The organism is Pseudomonas sp. FJ2-5-13 (assembly GCF_029201605.1).
GTDB classification, from domain to species: domain Bacteria; phylum Pseudomonadota; class Gammaproteobacteria; order Pseudomonadales; family Pseudomonadaceae; genus Aquipseudomonas; species Aquipseudomonas lactis.
This window is the reverse complement of sequence record NZ_CP104045.1, coordinates 3,966,235-3,985,345: the sequence shown is the minus strand read 5'-3', so window position 1 is coordinate 3,985,345 and position 19,111 is coordinate 3,966,235. Positions and strand designations below refer to the sequence as shown.

At 61.4% G+C, this 19,111-nt stretch carries 14 protein-coding genes and 4 tRNA genes; 16 read left to right on the top strand and 2 right to left on the bottom strand.

The window, feature by feature from the left end; genetic code table 11:
* The first annotated feature begins 159 nt into the window (after window positions 1-159).
* From uvrB to N2A98_RS17495, 10 genes are all read left to right on the top strand, one after another.
* On the top strand, window positions 160-2,175 hold the full coding sequence (gene uvrB / locus N2A98_RS17540; protein WP_003192575.1) for an excinuclease ABC subunit UvrB: 2,016 nt from the start codon (window positions 160-162) through the stop codon (window positions 2,173-2,175).
* A gap of 710 nt (window positions 2,176-2,885) precedes the next feature.
* Window positions 2,886-4,367, top strand: coding sequence for a glutamate--tRNA ligase (gltX, locus tag N2A98_RS17535; protein ID WP_032896132.1), 1,482 nt, complete (start codon window positions 2,886-2,888; stop codon window positions 4,365-4,367).
* 147 nt (window positions 4,368-4,514) lie between these two features.
* A tRNA-Ala gene (locus N2A98_RS17530) sits at window positions 4,515-4,590 on the top strand.
* Window positions 4,591-4,669: 79 nt separating this feature from the next.
* Window positions 4,670-4,745: transfer RNA gene (locus N2A98_RS17525), tRNA-Glu, on the top strand.
* A 50-nt stretch (window positions 4,746-4,795) separates the two neighbouring features.
* Window positions 4,796-4,871, top strand: a tRNA-Ala gene (locus N2A98_RS17520).
* An 81-nt stretch (window positions 4,872-4,952) separates the two neighbouring features.
* Window positions 4,953-5,028 (top strand) — tRNA-Glu (locus N2A98_RS17515).
* A 183-nt stretch (window positions 5,029-5,211) separates the two neighbouring features.
* Complete coding sequence (locus tag N2A98_RS17510; RefSeq protein ID WP_003192571.1) at window positions 5,212-5,751, top strand: TetR/AcrR family transcriptional regulator; 540 nt, start codon at window positions 5,212-5,214, stop codon at window positions 5,749-5,751.
* A gap of 15 nt (window positions 5,752-5,766) precedes the next feature.
* Window positions 5,767-6,600, top strand: a complete 834-nt coding sequence (locus N2A98_RS17505; RefSeq protein ID WP_044274707.1) for an alpha/beta fold hydrolase — start codon at window positions 5,767-5,769, stop codon at window positions 6,598-6,600.
* Between the two features lie 38 nt (window positions 6,601-6,638).
* Window positions 6,639-7,073, top strand: coding sequence for a thioesterase family protein (locus tag N2A98_RS17500; RefSeq protein WP_003192568.1), 435 nt, complete (start codon window positions 6,639-6,641; stop codon window positions 7,071-7,073).
* Between the two features lie 55 nt (window positions 7,074-7,128).
* Complete coding sequence (locus tag N2A98_RS17495) at window positions 7,129-8,088, top strand: tRNA-dihydrouridine synthase (RefSeq protein WP_032896135.1); 960 nt, start codon at window positions 7,129-7,131, stop codon at window positions 8,086-8,088.
* On the opposite strand, the gene N2A98_RS17490 is transcribed toward N2A98_RS17495, so the two are convergent.
* Window positions 8,048-11,347, bottom strand: coding sequence for an EAL domain-containing protein (locus tag N2A98_RS17490; RefSeq protein WP_275622414.1), 3,300 nt, complete (start codon window positions 11,345-11,347; stop codon window positions 8,048-8,050). The genes N2A98_RS17495 and N2A98_RS17490 overlap by 41 nt on opposite strands.
* A gap of 66 nt (window positions 11,348-11,413) precedes the next feature.
* Window positions 11,414-12,304, bottom strand: a complete 891-nt coding sequence (locus N2A98_RS17485) for a LysR family transcriptional regulator (RefSeq protein ID WP_003192564.1) — start codon at window positions 12,302-12,304, stop codon at window positions 11,414-11,416.
* 140 nt (window positions 12,305-12,444) lie between these two features.
* Between N2A98_RS17485 and leuC the strand changes: the two genes are divergently transcribed.
* The 6 genes from leuC to N2A98_RS17455 all read left to right on the top strand — a co-directional run bounded on the left by leuC (window position 12,445) and on the right by N2A98_RS17455 (window position 19,000).
* Window positions 12,445-13,863, top strand: a complete 1,419-nt coding sequence (gene leuC / locus N2A98_RS17480; RefSeq protein WP_275622413.1) for a 3-isopropylmalate dehydratase large subunit — start codon at window positions 12,445-12,447, stop codon at window positions 13,861-13,863.
* 10 nt (window positions 13,864-13,873) lie between these two features.
* Entirely contained in the window at window positions 13,874-14,518 is a 645-nt protein-coding gene (gene leuD, locus N2A98_RS17475) for a 3-isopropylmalate dehydratase small subunit (RefSeq protein WP_003192559.1), read from the top strand.
* A 147-nt stretch (window positions 14,519-14,665) separates the two neighbouring features.
* Window positions 14,666-15,430, top strand: coding sequence for a class I SAM-dependent methyltransferase (locus tag N2A98_RS17470; protein WP_069558498.1), 765 nt, complete (start codon window positions 14,666-14,668; stop codon window positions 15,428-15,430).
* A 53-nt stretch (window positions 15,431-15,483) separates the two neighbouring features.
* A complete protein-coding gene (gene leuB / locus N2A98_RS17465; RefSeq protein ID WP_044274704.1) occupies window positions 15,484-16,566 on the top strand; it encodes a 3-isopropylmalate dehydrogenase in 1,083 nt (360 codons plus the stop codon).
* A 64-nt stretch (window positions 16,567-16,630) separates the two neighbouring features.
* The gene (gene asd, locus N2A98_RS17460) at window positions 16,631-17,743 is read left to right on the top strand and encodes an aspartate-semialdehyde dehydrogenase (RefSeq protein ID WP_003192554.1); all 1,113 of its coding nucleotides are present in this window, start codon (window positions 16,631-16,633) and stop codon (window positions 17,741-17,743) included.
* A gap of 246 nt (window positions 17,744-17,989) precedes the next feature.
* Entirely contained in the window at window positions 17,990-19,000 is a 1,011-nt protein-coding gene (locus N2A98_RS17455; protein ID WP_275622412.1) for an aspartate-semialdehyde dehydrogenase, read from the top strand.
* Window positions 19,001-19,111 lie beyond the last annotated feature (111 nt).

Sequence of the window (19,111 nt, the reverse complement as noted above, 5' to 3'; positions counted from 1 at the left end):
AAAGGTCGTGTAGGACGACGGCCTTGAAACCCGTCACATTCGACACCACTTCTACAGCTATCATGGTTTTTTCCTGCACCCTGCGATGATTATTCGCGGGTTGTTGAGCTATTTCGTCCCTGGCGGTGTCGAGTCTGGGGTGACTTCACGAGGTACGTTATGTCGGATTTCCAGCTCGTTACCCGTTTTGAACCCGCCGGCGACCAACCGGAAGCCATTCGTCAGATGGTCGAAGGCATCGAAGCCGGCCTGGCGCACCAGACGCTGCTTGGGGTGACCGGTTCCGGCAAGACCTTCAGCATCGCCAACGTGATCGCCCAGACCAACCGCCCGACCCTGGTGCTGGCGCCGAACAAAACCCTGGCGGCGCAGCTCTATGGCGAGTTCAAGGCGTTCTTCCCGAACAACGCGGTGGAGTATTTCGTTTCCTACTACGACTACTACCAGCCCGAAGCCTATGTGCCGTCCTCCGATACCTTTATCGAGAAGGATGCGTCGATCAACGACCACATCGAGCAGATGCGGCTTTCGGCCACCAAGGCGTTGCTTGAGCGCAAGGACGCGATCATCGTTACCACGGTGTCGTGCATCTATGGCTTGGGCAGCCCGGAAACCTATCTGAAGATGGTGTTGCACGTCGACCGTGGCGACAAACTCGACCAGCGCGAACTGTTGCGCCGCCTGGCGAGCCTGCAGTACACCCGTAACGACATGGATTTTGCCCGAGCCACCTTCCGAGTGCGCGGCGATGTGATCGATATCTACCCGGCCGAATCCGACCTGGAAGCCATCCGCATCGAACTGTTCGATGATGAGGTCGAAAGCCTGTCAGCCTTCGACCCGTTGACCGGTGAAGTGATCCGCAAGCTACCGCGCTTCACCTTCTACCCCAAAAGCCACTACGTGACCCCGCGCGAAACCCTGATGGGCGCCATCGAGGGCATCAAGGTCGAGCTGGCCGAGCGCCTGGAATACCTGCGTTCCAACAATAAGCTGGTGGAAGCCCAGCGCCTGGAGCAGCGCACCCGCTTCGACCTGGAGATGATCCTGGAGCTGGGCTACTGCAACGGCATCGAAAACTACTCGCGCTACCTGTCGGGCCGTGACTCCGGCGCGCCGCCACCGACGCTCTATGACTACCTGCCGCCGGACGCCTTGCTGGTGATCGACGAATCCCACGTCAGCGTGCCGCAGGTGGGCGCCATGTATAAGGGCGACCGTTCACGCAAGGAAACCCTGGTGGAATACGGTTTCCGCCTGCCGTCGGCGCTGGACAACCGGCCGATGCGCTTTGACGAGTGGGAAGCCATCAGCCCGCAGACCATCTTCGTCTCCGCTACGCCCGGCAACTATGAAGCCGAGCACGCGGGCCGCGTTATCGAGCAACTGGTGCGACCCACAGGGCTGGTGGACCCGGAAATCGAAATTCGCCCGGCGCTGACCCAGGTCGACGACTTGCTGTCGGAGATCAACAAGCGCGTGGCCCTGGAAGAGCGGGTGCTGGTTACCACCCTGACCAAGCGCATGTCCGAAGACTTGACCGACTACCTGGCCGACCACGGCGTGCGCGTGCGTTACCTGCACTCGGACATCGACACCGTGGAACGCGTGGAAATCATCCGCGACCTGCGCCTGGGCACCTTCGATGTGCTGGTGGGGATCAACCTGCTGCGCGAAGGGTTGGATATGCCAGAAGTGTCACTGGTGGCGATCCTGGATGCGGACAAGGAGGGCTTCCTGCGCTCCGAGCGTTCATTGATCCAGACCATCGGCCGAGCGGCGCGTAACCTCAATGGCCGGGCAATTCTGTATGCCGACCGCATCACCGGCTCCATGGAGCGGGCGATTGGCGAGACTCAGCGCCGTCGCGACAAGCAGATCGCGTTCAACCTGGAGCACGGCATTACCCCCAAAGGTGTGTTCAAGGACGTTGCCGACATCATGGAAGGCGCCACCGTGCCCGGCTCGCGCAGCAAGAAGCGCAAGGGCATGGCCAAGGCCGCCGAGGAGAGCGCCAAGTACGAGAACGAACTGCGCTCACCGAGTGAGATCACCAAACGGATCCGACAGCTGGAAGAGAAGATGTACCAGTTGGCGCGGGATCTGGAGTTTGAGGCAGCGGCGCAGACGCGCGATGAGATTGGCAAGTTGCGTGAGCGGCTGTTGGCTGTTTGATTTGTGTTGATTGGGCTGGCGCTCATCGCGGCATAGGTATCTACACAAGACTGTAACGCTCAACGGTAACCACGATGCGAAGCGAGTCGCTCTTGATCTGCTTTTGATCTTGATCTCAGGCGCCCCGTTAAACCACGCTGGCCGGAATTCGACAGGGATTTGGGGGGTAAACCGGCAGGGATGCCGGTTTAGCCGCCCCGCGCCATGGATGGCGCGTGGCGGCGGCCCCCCAAAATCACTGGCGGATTACGGGCACACCGAGCCCAAGCGAGGTGCCGAGTGGTGGGGCAAGAGCGTTTTGCTTACTTTTGCGCTTTTCAAAAGTGAGCCGCCGTCAGGGCGGAACCCTAAGTGGCCGTTACCTAAATAACGGATATGTACCCGGTCCAACTGTGTTGACTGTCAGGCCGTCTTCGCAGGCAAGCCAGCTCCCACATTCGGACTGCGGCGTGTCAGGTAGATAAGCGTCGGCTGTCAGGCCGCCACGGGAGCAAGCTCCCTCGCCACAGGTTCGGCGTCATCCCCAAAGTTGTGTAGATACCTATGCTCATCGCGGGCAACCGGCTCCCACATTGATCTGTGAATGCGTTCAAAATGTGGGAGCTGGCTTACCTGCGATGGCCGCGCCTCGGTTTTCCAGAAATCACCCAGGCTGTTACCATTCGCCCCTTGTTTCAATTTTCAGTTATATCGCCCATTCGAGACCTGCCATGACCACCGTCCGCACGCGCATTGCGCCATCGCCCACTGGGGATCCCCACGTCGGTACTGCTTACATCGCCCTGTTCAACTACTGCTTTGCCAAGCAGCATGGCGGTGAGTTCATCCTGCGGATCGAAGACACCGATCAACTGCGCTCCACCCGTGAGTCCGAACAGCAGATTTTCGATGCCCTGCGCTGGTTGGGCATTACCTGGGCTGAAGGCCCGGACGTGGGCGGCCCTCACGGCCCGTATCGCCAGAGCGAGCGCAGCGACATCTACAAGCAGTACACCCAGCAACTGGTCGATATGGGCCATGCCTTTCCGTGCTTCTGCACCGCCGAAGAGCTGGACCAGATGCGCGCCGAGCAACAGGCCCGTGGCGAGACCCCGCGCTACGATGGCCGTGCGTTGCTGTTGTCCAAGGAGGAAGTGGCTGCGCGCCTGGCGGCCGGTGAGCCCCACGTCATCCGTATGAAGGTGCCAAGCGAAGGCGTGTGCGTGGTGCCGGACATGCTGCGCGGTGACGTCGAGATCCCGTGGGACCGCATGGACATGCAGGTGCTGATGAAGACCGACGGCTTGCCGACGTACTTCCTGGCCAACGTGGTCGATGACCACCTGATGGGCATCACCCATGTGCTGCGTGGCGAGGAGTGGCTGCCATCGGCACCGAAACTCATTCTGCTGTACGAATACTTCGGCTGGGAGCAACCGCAACTGTGCTACATGCCGCTGCTGCGTAACCCGGACAAGAGCAAGCTGTCCAAGCGCAAGAACCCTACGTCGGTGACGTTCTACGAGCGCATGGGCTTCATGCCCGAGGCGATGCTCAACTACCTGGGCCGCATGGGCTGGTCGATGCCGGATGAGCGCGAGAAGTTCTCGCTGCAGGAAATGGTCGACAACTTCGACCTGTCCCGCGTCTCCCTCGGCGGGCCGATCTTCGATATCGAGAAACTCTCGTGGCTCAACGGCCAGTGGCTGCGTGACCTGCCGGTGCAAGAGTTCGCCAGCCGTGTGCAGCAGTGGGCGTTGAACCCCGAGTACATGATGAAGATCGCGCCGCTGGTGCAGGGCAGGGTAGAGACCTTCAGCCAGGTCGCACCCTTGGCCAGTTTCTTCTTTGCCGGTGGCGTGAATCCCGATCCCAAGCTGTTCGAGTCCAAAAAGCTTTCCGGTGACCAGGTTCGCCAACTGATGCAGTTGATCCTGTGGAAGCTTGAAAGCCTGCGTCAGTGGGAGAAGGATGCGATCACCGCGACCATCCAGGCGGTGGTCGAATCCCTGGAGCTCAAGCTGCGTGACGCCATGCCGCTGATGTTTGCCGCAATCACCGGGCAGGCCAGTTCGGTGTCGGTGCTTGATGCGATGGAAATCCTCGGCCCGGACCTGACCCGTTTCCGCCTGCGCCAAGCCCTTGATTTGCTTGGTGGTGTATCGAAGAAAGAAAACAAGGAATGGGAAAAGCTGCTGGGCGCTATCGCTTAAGCAGGCCGCTTGCGGCACGAAACCCCGGTTTTCCGGGGTTTCGTCGGTAAGTGATTGTTATCCCGGCAAAAAATTTTGGAAATTGTTGAAAATAAATTTGACACGTTTCCAAACCGCCATTAAGATTCGCCCCGTCCTCACCGATGAGGGGCTATAGCTCAGCTGGGAGAGCGCTTGCATGGCATGCAAGAGGTCAACGGTTCGATCCCGTTTAGCTCCACCAATTTACAGGTTCAAGGTTCCGGCCACACCGTCCTTGAATTGATCAGGTCTCAGCTCTGATCAGATGTACAGAAGGTTTTGTCCCCTTCGTCTAGTGGCCTAGGACACCGCCCTTTCACGGCGGTAACAGGGGTTCGAGTCCCCTAGGGGACGCCAGTTTCAACAAGCAGCTCGAAAGGTCTGCTGCGTCGCGAGACGAAAAATCCGGGGCTATAGCTCAGCTGGGAGAGCGCTTGCATGGCATGCAAGAGGTCAACGGTTCGATCCCGTTTAGCTCCACCAATTTTACAGGTTCAAGGTTCCGGCCACACCGTCCTTGAATCGATCAGTTCTCAGCGCTGATCAGTTGTATAGAAGGTTTGTGTCCCCTTCGTCTAGTGGCCTAGGACACCGCCCTTTCACGGCGGTAACAGGGGTTCGAGTCCCCTAGGGGACGCCACGATTACCCGCTCTGCGGGATTTTTAAGGGTCATTCAATTATTGAATGGCCCTTTTGTTTGTCTGGCGTTTGGCCAATTCCTTCCTTTATTCCCATTTTTCTGTACTGACCGGCGGTCGTGCTTGTCGCTTGCCAAATATTATTATGGTAATAATATTCAACCCATGAAAGACGGAGGCTTCGATGAGCGATAAAAAAGCGCAAACCCGCGAACGTATTTTGCAGGCTGCCAGCGCGGCATTGATCCAGCGTGGCCCGGCTGAGCCCAGTGTGGGCGAAGTGATGGGGGCGGCGGGGCTGACGGTCGGCGGCTTCTATGCGCACTTTGAAAGCAAGGACGCGCTGATGCTGGAAGCGTTCAACCAGTTGTTGGCGCAGCGTCGCGCCTCCATCGACGACTTGGACGAACAGCTGACCGGCGAAGAGCGCCGCACGCTGGTCGCCGCATTTTATCTGTCACGCAAGCACCGCGACTCCACGACCCAGGCCTGCCCGTTGCCCGCGACAGTGGGGGAGATGGGGCGCTTGCCGGACGCATTTCGCGAGGTCTTGAACGAGCACGTCGAGTTGATGGCTGCGCAACTGGCCGGCAGCCCTGAAGAGATCGACAAGGCCCTGGCGGACATGGCCTTGATGGTGGGTGGGCTGACCCTGGCGCGGGCGCTGGGGCCGGGCGAGTTATCGGATCGGGTGATACGTGCGGCCAAGTCGGCGGTACGCTGAAAGAGGGAAAGCACGATGGGCGCATTGACCTGGGTTCGTGGTTTCAATGGCACGGTGGGGCGCCTTGCGCCGCATGCGGTCGCCAGCAAGATGCGTCGCACCTTCATGACCCCGCGCGATCTGCCGCCGCGTGACTGGGAGCTGCCGTTGTTGGCGCAATCGGAGCGCATCACGCTGCGTTTCGGCCTGTCGGCGTTGCGATGGGGGCATGGCCCGGCGGTGCTGCTGATGCATGGCTGGGAAGGCCGGCCCACTCAGTTCGCCAGTTTGATCACAGCGTTGGTCGACAACGGCTATTCGGTAATTGCCCTGGACGGTCCCGCCCACGGCCGTTCTCCAGGGCGTGAGGCCCATGTGCTGCTGTTTGCCCGCGCCATGCTTGAGGCGGCGGCCGAGCTGCCGCCGCTGTACGCGGTGGTCGGCCACTCCATGGGCGGCGCCAGTGCGATGCTGGCGGTGCAGTTGGGGTTGCGTACACAGGCATTGGTCAGCATTGCCGCGCCGTCGCGCTTTCTGGATGTGTTGCGCGGGTTCACCCACATGGTCGGCTTGCCGCCACGGGCGCGCTCAGCCTTTATCCAAGAAGTGGAGTTGAGCATGGGTATGCCGCTCAAACATCTGGACGTGGCCCACTACCAAATGAACATTCCCGGCCTGATCGTCCACGCCGAAGACGACACCTTCGTTCCGGTCAGGGCGGCTCAAGCCATTCACGAAGCCTGGTTCGACAGCCGCCTGCTGCGCCTGGAGCAGGGCGGCCACCAGAAAGTGCTCGCCGACCCGCAGGTGATCGACGCTGTACTCGCCCTATTGGCCGGCTGCCGTCTACAGGAGCGCCAGAGCGCCTGATACACTGCCCCGCCGACATCAATCGACTGGAGCAAGGCATGGGCTGGGATTTGGCAACGCCGTTCATCATCGATCTGCAGGTTGCGGCTGAGGACATCGACGGCCTGGGGCACGCCAATAATGCGGTGTACGTCTCGTGGCTGGAGCGTTGTGCCTGGCGCCACTCCCAGCGCCTGGGGCTGGACCTCACCGAATACCGCCGCCTGGACCGCGCCATGGCCGTGGTGCGCCATGAAATCGACTACCTGGCGGCAGGCTATGAGGGCGACGAATTACAACTGGCCACCTGGATCGTCGATTGGGACCAACGCCTGAAAATGACCCGTCGTTTCCAGCTGGTACGCCCCCGTGATGGTGCGACCCTGCTGCGTGCGCAAACCACCTTCGTGTGCATTGAGTTGTCCAGCGGCAAGCCCAAGCGCATGCCCGCCGAGTTTATTGACGGTTACGGCCCCGCCCTGACAGGGGGTTAACGGTTGCCGCTGGAAACCCAGTAAACTGCGCCACGATTTTTGTTGAGTGTTTTCCATGCAAATTGCTTTGGCGCCCATGGAGGGGTTGGTCGACAACATCCTGCGGGACGTGTTGACCCACGTGGGCGGTATCGACTGGTGCGTGACCGAATTTATCCGGGTCAACGACCGCCTGCTCACGCCTGCCTATTTCCACAAGCTCGCGCCTGAACTGCTGCACGGTGCCCACACGGCGGCCGGTGTGCCGTTGCGGGTGCAGTTGCTCGGTTCTGACCCGGTGTGCCTGGCGGAAAATGCCGCCCTGGCCTGTGAGCTGGGCTCTGAGGTCATCGACCTGAACTTCGGTTGCCCGGCCAAGACCGTGAATAAATCCCGAGGTGGCGCGGTGCTGCTCAAGGAGCCGGAGCTGCTCAACCAGATCGTCGAGCATGTGCGCCGCGCCGTACCGGCGCATATTCCCGTGACCGCCAAGATGCGCCTGGGCTTCGACAGCCCGGATGGTGCGCTGGTGTGCGCCACGGCCCTGGCCGAGGGCGGCGCGGCGCATATCGTGGTGCATGCGCGCACCAAGGCCGATGGCTACAAACCGCCGGCCCATTGGGAGTGGATCCCGAGGGTGCAGGACGTGGTCAAGGTGCCGGTGTTTGCCAATGGCGATATCTGGAGCGTCGAAGACTGGAAGCGTTGCCGCGAAATCAGCGGTGCCGAAGACATCATGCTGGGCCGTGGCCTGGTAGCGCGGCCCGATCTGGCCCGGCAGATTGTGGCGGCCAAGGCCGGCGAAGAGGTGGTCGAGATGACTTGGGCGCAGATGCAGCCCATGCTTCAGGAGTTCTGGCGCCAGTCGGTGGCGCAACTGACCGAAAAGCAGGCGCCCGGCCGCTTGAAGCAGTGGCTGGCGATGCTCACGCGTAACTACCCGGAGGCAGTGGAGTTGTTCACCGCCTTGCGCCGGGAGACGGACTTGAACCAAGTCAGCCGCCTGCTGGGTATGCCGCATCCAGCAGCCGCCTGAACCCCTCGATCGGCAACGGTCGGCTGTGCAAATACCCCTGGAATAAATGGCAGCCCAGCTTTTGCAGGAACGCCAACTGCTCCAGGGTTTCCACCCCCTCGGCGATGACTTCCAGGTTCAAGCTGCGGGCCATGGCCACAATGGCGCGGATGATTTCCGCATCATTGGGGTCGTGGGTCGCATCGCGCACGAACGACTGATCAATCTTCAGCGCGTCCACCGGCAGGCGCTTGAGGTAGGTCAGGGATGAATAGCCGGTACCGAAATCATCCATCGCAAAGCTCACGCCGAGTTTTTTCAGGCGGCGCATCTTCACCACCGTGTCGTCCAGGTTCTGGATCACGATGCCTTCGGTAATTTCCAGTTTCAGCAGGCTGAACGGCAAACCGTGTTGCTTGAGGCTGTGCTCCACCCGTTCCACAAAGTCGTTCTGGCGAAACTGCCGGGGACTGATGTTCACGCACAGGCTGAAATTGAGCGGGTCCACCAAGCTGTCGGCAATCAACTGGGCAAAGGCGCCGCAGGCTTCATCGAGAATCCAGGTGCCGACCTCCAGGATCAGGCCGCTGTCTTCCAATACCTTGATGAATTCCGTCGGTGACTGCGCGCCCAATTGTGGATGCTGCCAGCGCACCAGGGCCTCGGCGCCGATTATCCTGTTGCCGCGCGCATCCACCTGGGGCTGGTAGTGTACGCTGAATTCACCACGGGACAAGGCCAGGCGCAAGTCGGTCTCCATGCGCAGGCGTTCGCTGGCGGTTTTTTGCATGCTGTTGTGGAACATCTGCGTGGTGTTGCGTCCGGAGTCCTTGGCGCGGTACAGGGCGATGTCGGCGCGCTTGAGCAGATCGGCAGGGGTGGTGCCGTGGTCGGGGATCAGCGCTACGCCGATGCTCGGCGTGACCTGCAGCCGATGGCCGTCGAGAAACATCGGTTCCGAAAGCAATTCGCGCAGGGTATCGGCCAGCGCTTGCACCTGGCTGCTGACCGTCTGGCGGGTGCCCTCCAGGCCGCTGAGCAATACCACAAACTCATCGCCGCCCAGGCGCGCCACGGTGTCCTCCATGCGCACGCTGGCTTCCAGGCGGGCGGTGACGATTTTCAGCACGGTGTCGCCAACGGGGTGACCGAGGGAGTCGTTGATGTGCTTGAAGTGATCCAGGTCCAGAAACAGCAGGGCGCCGCGCAAGTTGTGGCGCTTGAGCAGGGCGATCTGCTGGCTCAGACGGTCCATCAGCAGTGCGCGGTTCGGTAGGTTGGTCAGCGGGTCGTGATAGGCCAGGTGACGGATCTGCGCCTGGGCGTTCTTCAATAGGCTCACATCCCGCGCGGTCAGCAGTAGGCAGGGGGTTTCATTCAGGGTGATCGGCTCTACCGAGACCTCCACCGCCAGCACCTCGCCACGCTTGTTGCGCCAGAGCATTTCCAGGTGGTGAATGCGCCCCTTGATCTGTAACTCGGCCAACAGTGCGGCGCGCTGGTTCTCGTCGGCCCAGATGCCGATCTGGTACAGGGTCAGGCCGATGGTCTCTTCGGTGCGGTAACCGGTCAGGCGGCAAAAGCCGTCGTTGACCTCTACATAACGGCCGGTGTCGCGCTCGGTGATGGAGATCGCATCGGGGCTGGAGTGGAACGCCTTGGCGAACTTCTCTTCGCTGGCCTTGAGTGCGGCTTCCGAGCGCTGCTGTTGGGTGATATCGCGCAGCGTGGTGACGATGCATGGCTGGTCGCTGACCTTGATCAAGCGGCTGGAAATCATGCAGGTCAGGCTCTGGCCGTTCTTGTGATGCACCACGATCGCCACATTGCTCAGGGCCTGTTCGCGTATCACTTGCTCGATGCGCTGCAGGCGCTTGCTGGAGTCGTCCCACAAGCCGATTTGCTCGGCGCTTTTGTCGAGCACTTCGGCGGCTGTAAAGCCAAACGTCTGGGTAAACGCCGGGTTGATCTCGATAAAGGCGCCGCTCTCCAGGCAGGTGACGCAAATCGGGTCGGGGCTGGCCTGGAACAGGCTGGCGAACTTTTCTTCCGAGGCGGTCAGCCGTTGCTCGCGCTCGACCTGGTCGGTGATGTCCAGCAAGGTGCCGGCCATGCGCAGGGGCTTGCCTGATTCATCGCGATACAGGCGTGCGCGGCTCTCCAGGTAGCGCGGGCTGCCGTCTTCCATTTGCACGCGGTAGGTCAACTGATAGTTGCCGTCCGGGCCTTCGCGCAGACTGCGGTACGCATGGCGCATGCCCTCGCGGTCCTCATCGGACATGCCTTCAAAAAATGCCTCGAAAGACTCATGGAACGGCGCGGGTTCCAGCCCATGCAACTGGGCGGCACGCGCTGAGCCGTAAAGCATGCCGCTGGGGATGTGCCAATCCCAGGTGCCCAGTTGCGCGGAATCCAGGGCCAGGTCCAGGCGCTCCTGGCTGTCCTTGAGTGCTTGCTCGGCGTTTTTGCGTTCGGTGGTGTCCAGGAACGTGCTGATCAGGTACGCCTCGCCGTCCAGTTCGACCTTTTGCGCGCTGAGGGTGCCGTCATGGATCTGGCCGTTGCTGGCGCAGAACTGCACTTCCATGGTGATGGGTTCACCCTTGCGCTGCGTGGCCTTGACCAGCAGCGCACGCTGTTCCGGGTGGCGCCACAAGCCCAGTTCCAGGGTGGTGCGGCCGATGGCATCGGCCACCGGCCAACCGAACAGCATCTCGAAATACTGGTTGGCTTCGCTGATCAAGCCGTCAGCCTGACGCGTCAGCAGTACCATGTTCGGGCACAGGTGGAACAGGGTGGCAAAGCGCTTTTCCGAATGGCTGAGGGCGTGTTCACGGTCGCGTTGGTGGGTGATCTCGCGGATCACCCCGATCATGCGCCGCCGTCCGGCTTTGTCGGGAACCAGGCTGCCGCTGATTTCCAGCCAGTGCTGGCTGCCATCGGGCCATTGGATGCGGTGGTGCATGGCTCGGTCGAGCGGCTCTCCGGCGAGCACCGCATGAAAGCCGCGCACCACCCGCGCACTGTCTTGTGGGGCCAGCAGGTCGAGGTAGTCGAGGTCCTTGGGCAGAGGCTGGCGCGGGTCAAAGCCGAATAACGCCTGGGTACCCCGCGACCAGCTGATTCTTCCCGTGTCGATTTCCCAGGACCAGGCACCCAGCCGCGCGGCATTGAGGGCCGTCAGCAGTTGCGGGGCGCTGTCCCAGCTTTGTTCCGCCGCTTGAGGGTCCAGGGCGTAGATGCGGGGCAGGGGTGGAGCCGGGTCAACGGGGTTGCGCATTATCAAAGGGCCTTGGCTCATTGAGAAAACCGCGCGGTTTGACCTAAACCCCTGGCCCACACAGTGTCATGCCGGTAACCCTGGCAGATCGACCTGTGCATCCAACAGGCTCATGAAAGCCCGCGCAGCGTTCGACAGCGTCCTTTCGGTGTGCACGATATAGCCTAGCTGGCGACTGAGCTGTATGCCCGGCAAAGCGATACTTGCCACCTGATCATCGAGCATGGTGCGCGGTAACACACTCCAGGCCAGGCCGATGGAGACCATCATCTTGATGGTTTCCAGGTAGTTAGTGCTCATCGCAATATTAGGTGTGAGGCCCTGGGCCTCGAACAGGCGGCTGACAATATGGTGGGTAAAGGTGTTGCCGCCGGGAAATACCGCCGGATGCCCGGCGATATCGGCCAGGCTGACGGAGCCGTTGCTGATCAGGCTGTGTTCGGGCGCCACCACAAAATCCAGCGGGTCGTCCCACACGCGGGTAGCTTGCACCAGGTTGTGGGGCTCTGGCGCCAGGGTGATCACCGCGACTTCCGCACGGCCGTGGAGGATTTCTTCGTAGGCCACTTCTGAATCCAGAAACTGAATATCCAGCGCCACATTCGGGTATTGCCGCGTGAAAGTGCGCAGGACCGGTGGCAGGCGGTGCAGGCCGATATGGTGGCTGGTGGCCAGGGTCAGGCGCCCGCTGACTTCGCCGGTGAGGTTGGTGAGGGCGCGTCGGGTGTCGTCCAGCACGTTGAGGATTTGATAAGCGCGGGGCAGCAAGGCCCGTCCGGCCTCGGTCAAACCGACTTCGCGGCCCAGGCGGTCGAACAGCCGTACCTTCAATTGTTGTTCCAGGCCGGCGATGCGCTTGCTGATGGCCGGCTGGGTCAGGTGCAGGCGTTCACCGGCACCGGAGAAACTGCCGGTTTCGGCGATGGCGATAAAGGCGTTGAGGTTGGCCAGGTCCATGGTGCTATTCCAGTTGGTAATCCAAAGCATAAAAAATATGAATTTGAGTTATTTAATGTAGCGCCATACCATCAGCCTCACAAGCCAAAGGGTTATTGAAAAGCCCGGCGTATAGAAGCACCGCTGATGAGGACCGACTGATGGCCGGCAAAACGCTTTACGACAAGCTTTGGGATTCCCATGAAGTGAAACGTCGCGATGATGGATCGTCGCTGATCTATATCGACCGTCACATCATCCATGAAGTGACCTCGCCCCAAGCGTTCGAAGGCCTGCGACTGGCCGGGCGCAAGCCTTGGCGCGTCGGCTCCATCATCGCCACGCCGGACCACAACGTGCCAACCACCCCTGAGCGCAAGGGCGGCATCGAAGCCATTGCCGACCAGGTCTCGCGGTTGCAGGTGCAGACCCTCGACGACTATTGCGACGAGTACGGCATCACCGAATTCAAGATGAACGACGTGCGCCAAGGCATCGTCCATGTCATCGGCCCGGAGCAGGGTGCAACCTTGCCGGGCATGACCGTGGTCTGCGGTGACTCCCATACCTCCACCCATGGTGCGTTCGGCGCCCTGGCCCATGGCATCGGCACTTCCGAGGTGGAACATGTGTTCGCCACCCAGTGCCTGGTGGCCAAGAAAATGAAGAACATGCTGGTGCGTGTCGAAGGCCAATTGCCGTTTGGCGTGACCGCCAAAGACATCGTGCTCGCCGTGATCGGCAAGATCGGCACTGCCGGTGGTAACGGCCATGCCATCGAGTTCGCCGGCAGTGCAATCCGCGACCTGTCCATCGAAGGCCGCATGACCATCTGCAACATGTCCATCGAAGCCGGTGCCCGCGTGGGCATGGTGGCGGCGGACGAAAAGACCGTCGAATACGTCAAGGGTCGCCCGTTCGCGCCGCAAGGCGCCGATTGGGACGCCGCCGTCGAAGCCTGGAAAGACCTGGTCTCGGACGCCGATGCGGTGTTCGACACCGTGGTCGAACTCGACGCTGCGCAGATCAAGCCGCAAGTCAGCTGGGGCACTTCGCCGGAAATGGTCTTGGCCGTTGACCAGAACGTGCCGGACCCGGCCAAAGAGGCCGACCTGGTCAAGCGCGGCTCCATCGAGCGCGCCTTGAAATACATGGGGTTGACCGCCAACCAGGCGATCACCGACATCCAGTTGGACCGCGTATTTATCGGCTCCTGCACCAACTCGCGGATCGAAGACCTGCGCGCCGCGGCGGTGATCGCCAAGGGCCGCAAGGTAGCCTCGACCATCAAGCAAGCCATTGTGGTACCAGGTTCCGGGCTGGTTAAAGCCCAGGCGGAAGCCGAAGGCCTGGACAAGATCTTCCTCGAAGCCGGTTTTGAATGGCGTGAGCCGGGCTGCTCGATGTGCCTGGCGATGAACCCGGACCGCCTGGAGTCAGGCGAGCATTGCGCGTCGACCTCCAACCGTAACTTCGAAGGGCGCCAAGGCGCGGGTGGGCGTACCCACCTGGTGAGCCCGGCCATGGCCGCCGCCGCTGCCGTCAACGGTCGTTTCATCGACGTTCGCGAATTGATCTGAGGAAAACCCGATGAGAGCTTTTACCCAACACACAGGCCTTGTAGCGCCGTTGGACCGTGCCAACGTAGACACCGACCAGATCATCCCCAAGCAATTCTTGAAGTCGATCAAGCGCACCGGTTTCGGCCCTAACCTGTTCGACGAGTGGCGCTACCTGGACGTGGGCTACGCCTACCAGGACAACTCCAAGCGCCCGCTGAACAAGGACTTCGTGCTCAACGCCGAGCGCTACCAGGGCGCCAGCGTGTTGCTGGCCCGGGAAAACTTCGGCTGCGGTTCCAGCCGCGAGCACGCGCCTTGGGCCCTGGAAGAGTACGGCTTTCGCAGCATCATCGCGCCGAGCTACGCCGATATCTTCTTCAACAACAGCTTCAAGAACGGCTTATTGCCGATCATCTTGAGCGATGCCGAAGTGGACGAGCTGTTCCAGCAGGTGGAAGCCAATGTGGGCTACCAACTGACGGTGGACCTGGCCGCGCAAACCGTGACCCGCCCGGATGGCAAGGTGTACCACTTTGAGGTGGATGCCTTCCGCAAGCACTGCCTGATCAACGGCCTGGACGACATCGGCCTGACCTTGCAGGACGGCGATGCGATTGCTGCGTTTGAAGCCAAGCACCGGGCGAGCCAGCCCTGGTTGTTTCGCGATGCCTGACGTTATGTAGGCCGCGCTGGCCCCTTCGCGAGCAAGCCCGCTCCCACATTTGATTGCATTTCAACTGAAGAAACTCGGTCGAATGTGGGAGCGGGCTTGCTCGCGAAGGCGGCAGCACAAGCAACACAACTCTCAAGGAAAGCCACCATGACCACCACCGCCCACACCCAAGTCGTGCAAAAACAATTCGGCGAGCAAGCCTCGGCCTACCTGAGCAGCGCCGTACACGCCCAGGGCACCGAATTCGCCGTGCTGCAAGCCGAACTGGCCGGGCAGGGCGCTGCACGCCTGCTGGACCTGGGCTGCGGTGCCGGTCATGTCAGCTTCCACGTGGCGCCTTTGGTCAAAGAGGTGGTGGCCTACGACCTGTCCCAGCCTATGCTCGACGTGGTGGCCGCCGCCGCCAAAGACCGCAACCTGGCCAACATCCGCACCGTGCACGGCGCCGCTGAGCGCCTGCCCTTCGCCGATGGCGAATTCGACTTCGTGTTCAGCCGTTACTCGGCCCATCACTGGAGCGACCTCGGCCTGGCCCTGCGTGAAGTGCGCCGGGTGCTCAAGCCGGGCGGCGTGGCGGCATTTGTGGATGTCTTGTCACCGGGCAGCCCACTGTTGGACACTTACCTGCAAACCGTCGAAGTGCTGCGCGACACCAGCCACGTGCGTGATTACTCGGGCGCCGAGTGGATGCGCCAGTTGAGTGAGGCCGGCCTGCACGTACGCAACAGCAGCCGCCAGCGCTTGCGCCTGGAATACACCTCGTGGGTTGAGCGCATGCGCACGCCAGAGGTACTGCGTGCAGCAATCCTTGAGCTGCAAAAGGCGATGGGTCAGGAAGTGCGCGATTATTACGAAATTCAAGCCGACGGCACCTTCAGCACCGATGTGCTGGTGGTCTTCGCCGAACGCTGATTGATTTTTCCCGACCTGCCCGCGGGCGGGTCGCTTGATGAAATGAGGAACGCATGAGCAAGCAGATTCTGATTCTCCCTGGCGACGGTATTGGTCCGGAAATCATGGCCGAAGCGGTCAAGGTCCTTGAGCTTGCCAACAGCAAGTACAGCCTGGGCTTCGAACTGAGCCACGACGTGATCGGCGGCGCGGCCATCGACAAGCACGGCGTGCCCCTGGCTGACGAGACCCTGGACCGCGCCCGCGCTGCCGATGCCGTGTTGCTCGGCGCCGTGGGTGGGCCGAAATGGGACAAGATCGAGCGTGACATCCGCCCTGAGCGCGGCCTGCTGAAAATTCGTGCGCAACTGGGCCTGTTCGGCAACCTGCGCCCGGCCATCCTCTACCCGCAACTGGCTGACGCGTCGAGCCTCAAGCCAGAAGTGGTGGCGGGCCTGGATATCCTCATCGTGCGTGAGCTGACCGGCGGTATCTACTTCGGCTCGCCACGGGGCGTGCGCGAGTTGGACAATGGCGAACGCCAGGCCTACGACACGCTGCCGTACAGCGAGAGCGAAATCCGCCGTATCGCCCGTGTCGGTTTCGACATGGCGCGCGTGCGCGGCAAAAAAGTCTGCTCGGTGGATAAAGCCAACGTGCTGGCCTCCAGCCAACTGTGGCGTGAAATCGTCGAAGAAGTCGCCAAGGACTACCCGGACGTCGAACTGAGCCACATGTACGTCGACAACGCCGCCATGCAACTGGTGCGCGCGCCCAAGCAGTTCGACGTGATTGTCACCGACAACCTGTTCGGCGACATCCTGTCCGACCAGGCGTCGATGCTCACTGGTTCCATCGGAATGCTGCCGTCGGCATCCCTGGATACCAACAACAAAGGCATGTACGAGCCGTGCCACGGTTCGGCGCCAGACATCGCGGGGCAGGGCATTGCCAACCCGTTGGCGACCATTTTGTCGGTGTCGATGATGCTGCGTTACAGCTTCAACCTGAGCGATGCCGCGGACGCCATCGAGAAGGCCGTCAGCCTGGTGCTGGATCAGGGCTTGCGCACCGGCGACATCTGGTCCCAGGGTTGCACCAAGGTCGGGACGCAAGAAATGGGCGACGCAGTAGTCGCCGCGCTGCGGAATCTGTAATCTCTCGGGCCCGCTTGCAGTTGTTGCTGCAAGGCGGCCCACTTTTTAACAAGGTGTAGTTGCGATGAAACGTGTAGGTCTGATCGGTTGGCGCGGTATGGTCGGTTCCGTGCTCATGCAGCGGATGCTGGAAGAGCAGGATTTCGATCTTATTGAGCCGGTGTTTTTCACCACTTCGAACGTAGGTGGCCAAGGGCCGTCCGTGGGCAAGGATATTGCCCCGCTCAAGGATGCCTACAGCATTGAAGAGTTGAAGAGCCTCGACGTGATCCTGACCTGCCAGGGTGGCGACTACACCAGCGAAGTCTTCCCCAAGCTGCGCGAAGCCGGCTGGCAGGGTTACTGGATCGACGCCGCCTCGAGCCTGCGCATGCAGGACGACGCAGTGATCATCCTCGACCCGGTCAACCGCAAGGTCATCGACCAGCAATTGGACGCCGGCACCAAGAACTACGTGGGCGGCAACTGCACCGTCAGCCTGATGCTAATGGGCCTGGGCGGCCTGTTCGAAGCCGGCCTGGTGGAGTGGATGAGCGCCATGACTTATCAGGCGGCCTCCGGCGCCGGCGCGCAGAACATGCGTGAACTGATCAAGCAGATGGGCGCGACCCACGCCGCTGTCGCCGATCAACTGGCTGACCCGGCCAGCGCGATCCTCGACATCGACCGCCGTGTGGCCGAGGCCATGCGCAGCGACGCTTACCCGACCGAGAACTTTGGCGTGCCATTGGCCGGTAGCTTGATCCCGTGGATCGACAAGGAACTGCCTAACGGCCAGAGCCGCGAGGAGTGGAAGGCTCAGGCCGAAACCAACAAGATCCTGGGTCGCTTCAAGAACCCGATCCCGGTGGATGGCATCTGCGTGCGCATTGGCGCCATGCGTTGCCACAGCCAGGCGCTGACCATCAAGCTGAACAAAGACGTGCCGATCGCCGATATCGAAGGGCTGATCAGCCAGCACAATCCTTGGGTCAAGCTGGTGCCGAACAACCGCGATATCAGCATGCAGGAGCTGAGCCCGACCAAGGTCACCGGCACCCTGAATGTACCGGTGGGCCGTCTGCGCAAGCTGAACATGGGCAGCCAGTTCCTCGGCGCGTTCACCGTCGGCGACCAACTGCTGTGGGGCGCGGCTGAGCCGTTGCGTCGCATGTTGCGGATTTTGCTGGAGCGTTGATCGCTTGAGGCAATAACAGAAACCCGCGTTCTGGTGACAGGCGCGGGTTTTTTGTTGCCTTTCAGGGCCTCTTCGCGAGCAAGCCCGCACACATTTGAGTGCATTTCAACTGAGGAGACTCGGTTAAATGTGGGAGCGGGCTTGCTCGCGAAGGGGCCATCAGCCACACCAGCAGCCTCAGGCTAATTGCCTCACCCCCAGCCACCCGGTAAAGTGCCGCTCCCCCGTAATGCCCGAGGCAATCCCATGACCCAGACCTTTGAAATCGCCGTGATCGGCGCCACCGGTACCGTTGGCGAAACCCTGGTGCAGATTCTCGAAGAGCTGGAGTTCCCGGTGGGCACCTTGTACCTGCTGGCGGGCAGCAACTCGGCGGGGGCTTCGGTGCCGTTTCGGGGCAAGAACGTGCGGGTCAAAGAAGTCGACACGTTTGACTTCAGCAAGGTGCAGTTGGCGTTCTTCGCCGCAGGCCCAGCGGTGACCCTGAGCTTCGCCCCGCGCGCCACCGCCGCTGGTTGCGCGGTGATCGATTTGTCTGGCGCATTGCCCGCCGAGCAGGCCCCGCAAGTGGTGCCGCAGGCCAACGCCCATGTGCTGGACGGGTTGAAAAAGCCTTTCCAGCTCGGCAGCCCGAGCCCCTGTGCCACCTACCTTGCGGTAGTGCTTGCGCCGTTGCGTGGGGTGGTGGACATCCAGCGCGTCAGCGTCACCGCCAATCTGGCAATCTCTGCCCAGGGCCGCGAGGCCGTCAGCGAGTTGGCGCGCCAGACCGCCGAACTGTTGAACGTGCGCCCGTTGGAGCCGGCGTTCTTCGATCGGCAAGTGGCGTTCAACCTGCTGGCGCAAGTCGGCACGCCAGACGTCCAAGGTCATACCGCCCTGGAGAAACGTCTCGTCCACGAACTGCGCGCCGTGCTGGAAACACCTTTACTAAAGATTTCCGCCACCTGCGTTCAAGCCCCGGTGTTTTTCGGCGATAGCCTGACTGTGTCGCTGCAACTGGCCGCGCCGGTCGACCTGGCCGCGGTGAACCGCGCCCTCGAGGCTGCGCCGGGTATCGAGCTGGTCGAGGAGGGCGATTACCCCACGGCCGTAGGTGATGCCGTTGGCCAGGACGTGGTGTACGTAGGGCGAGTTCGCGCCGGTATCGACGACCCGGCGGAACTAAATCTTTGGCTGACGTCAGATAACGTACGCAAAGGCTCGGCCTTGAACGCCGTGGAGCTGGCGCAGTTGTTGATAAAAGGCCTTGTGTAAAAGATACTTGGCGGCAATTTGTAGATTGATTCTAACCAGGCGCTATGCTTGGTCCCAAGTGAAACACAAGCGCGTCGGTGACCTATCGGCTCGCCATGCCTAATGGCAGCG

Excerpts from the sequence above, each read along its gene's own strand:
- uvrB (WP_003192575.1), top strand. The coding sequence starts at position 160 with ATGTCGGATTTCCAGCTCGTTACCCGTTTTGAACCCGCCGGCGACCAA.
- gltX (WP_032896132.1), top strand. The coding sequence starts at position 2,886 with ATGACCACCGTCCGCACGCGCATTGCGCCATCGCCCACTGGGGATCCC.
- N2A98_RS17510 (WP_003192571.1), top strand. The coding sequence starts at position 5,212 with ATGAGCGATAAAAAAGCGCAAACCCGCGAACGTATTTTGCAGGCTGCC.
- N2A98_RS17505 (WP_044274707.1), top strand. The coding sequence starts at position 5,767 with ATGGGCGCATTGACCTGGGTTCGTGGTTTCAATGGCACGGTGGGGCGC.
- N2A98_RS17500 (WP_003192568.1), top strand. The coding sequence starts at position 6,639 with ATGGGCTGGGATTTGGCAACGCCGTTCATCATCGATCTGCAGGTTGCG.
- N2A98_RS17495 (WP_032896135.1), top strand. The coding sequence starts at position 7,129 with ATGCAAATTGCTTTGGCGCCCATGGAGGGGTTGGTCGACAACATCCTG.
- N2A98_RS17490 (WP_275622414.1), bottom strand. The coding sequence starts at position 11,347 with ATGCGCAACCCCGTTGACCCGGCTCCACCCCTGCCCCGCATCTACGCC.
- N2A98_RS17485 (WP_003192564.1), bottom strand. The coding sequence starts at position 12,304 with ATGGACCTGGCCAACCTCAACGCCTTTATCGCCATCGCCGAAACCGGC.
- leuC (WP_275622413.1), top strand. The coding sequence starts at position 12,445 with ATGGCCGGCAAAACGCTTTACGACAAGCTTTGGGATTCCCATGAAGTG.
- leuD (WP_003192559.1), top strand. The coding sequence starts at position 13,874 with ATGAGAGCTTTTACCCAACACACAGGCCTTGTAGCGCCGTTGGACCGT.
- N2A98_RS17470 (WP_069558498.1), top strand. The coding sequence starts at position 14,666 with ATGACCACCACCGCCCACACCCAAGTCGTGCAAAAACAATTCGGCGAG.
- leuB (WP_044274704.1), top strand. The coding sequence starts at position 15,484 with ATGAGCAAGCAGATTCTGATTCTCCCTGGCGACGGTATTGGTCCGGAA.
- asd (WP_003192554.1), top strand. The coding sequence starts at position 16,631 with ATGAAACGTGTAGGTCTGATCGGTTGGCGCGGTATGGTCGGTTCCGTG.
- N2A98_RS17455 (WP_275622412.1), top strand. The coding sequence starts at position 17,990 with ATGACCCAGACCTTTGAAATCGCCGTGATCGGCGCCACCGGTACCGTT.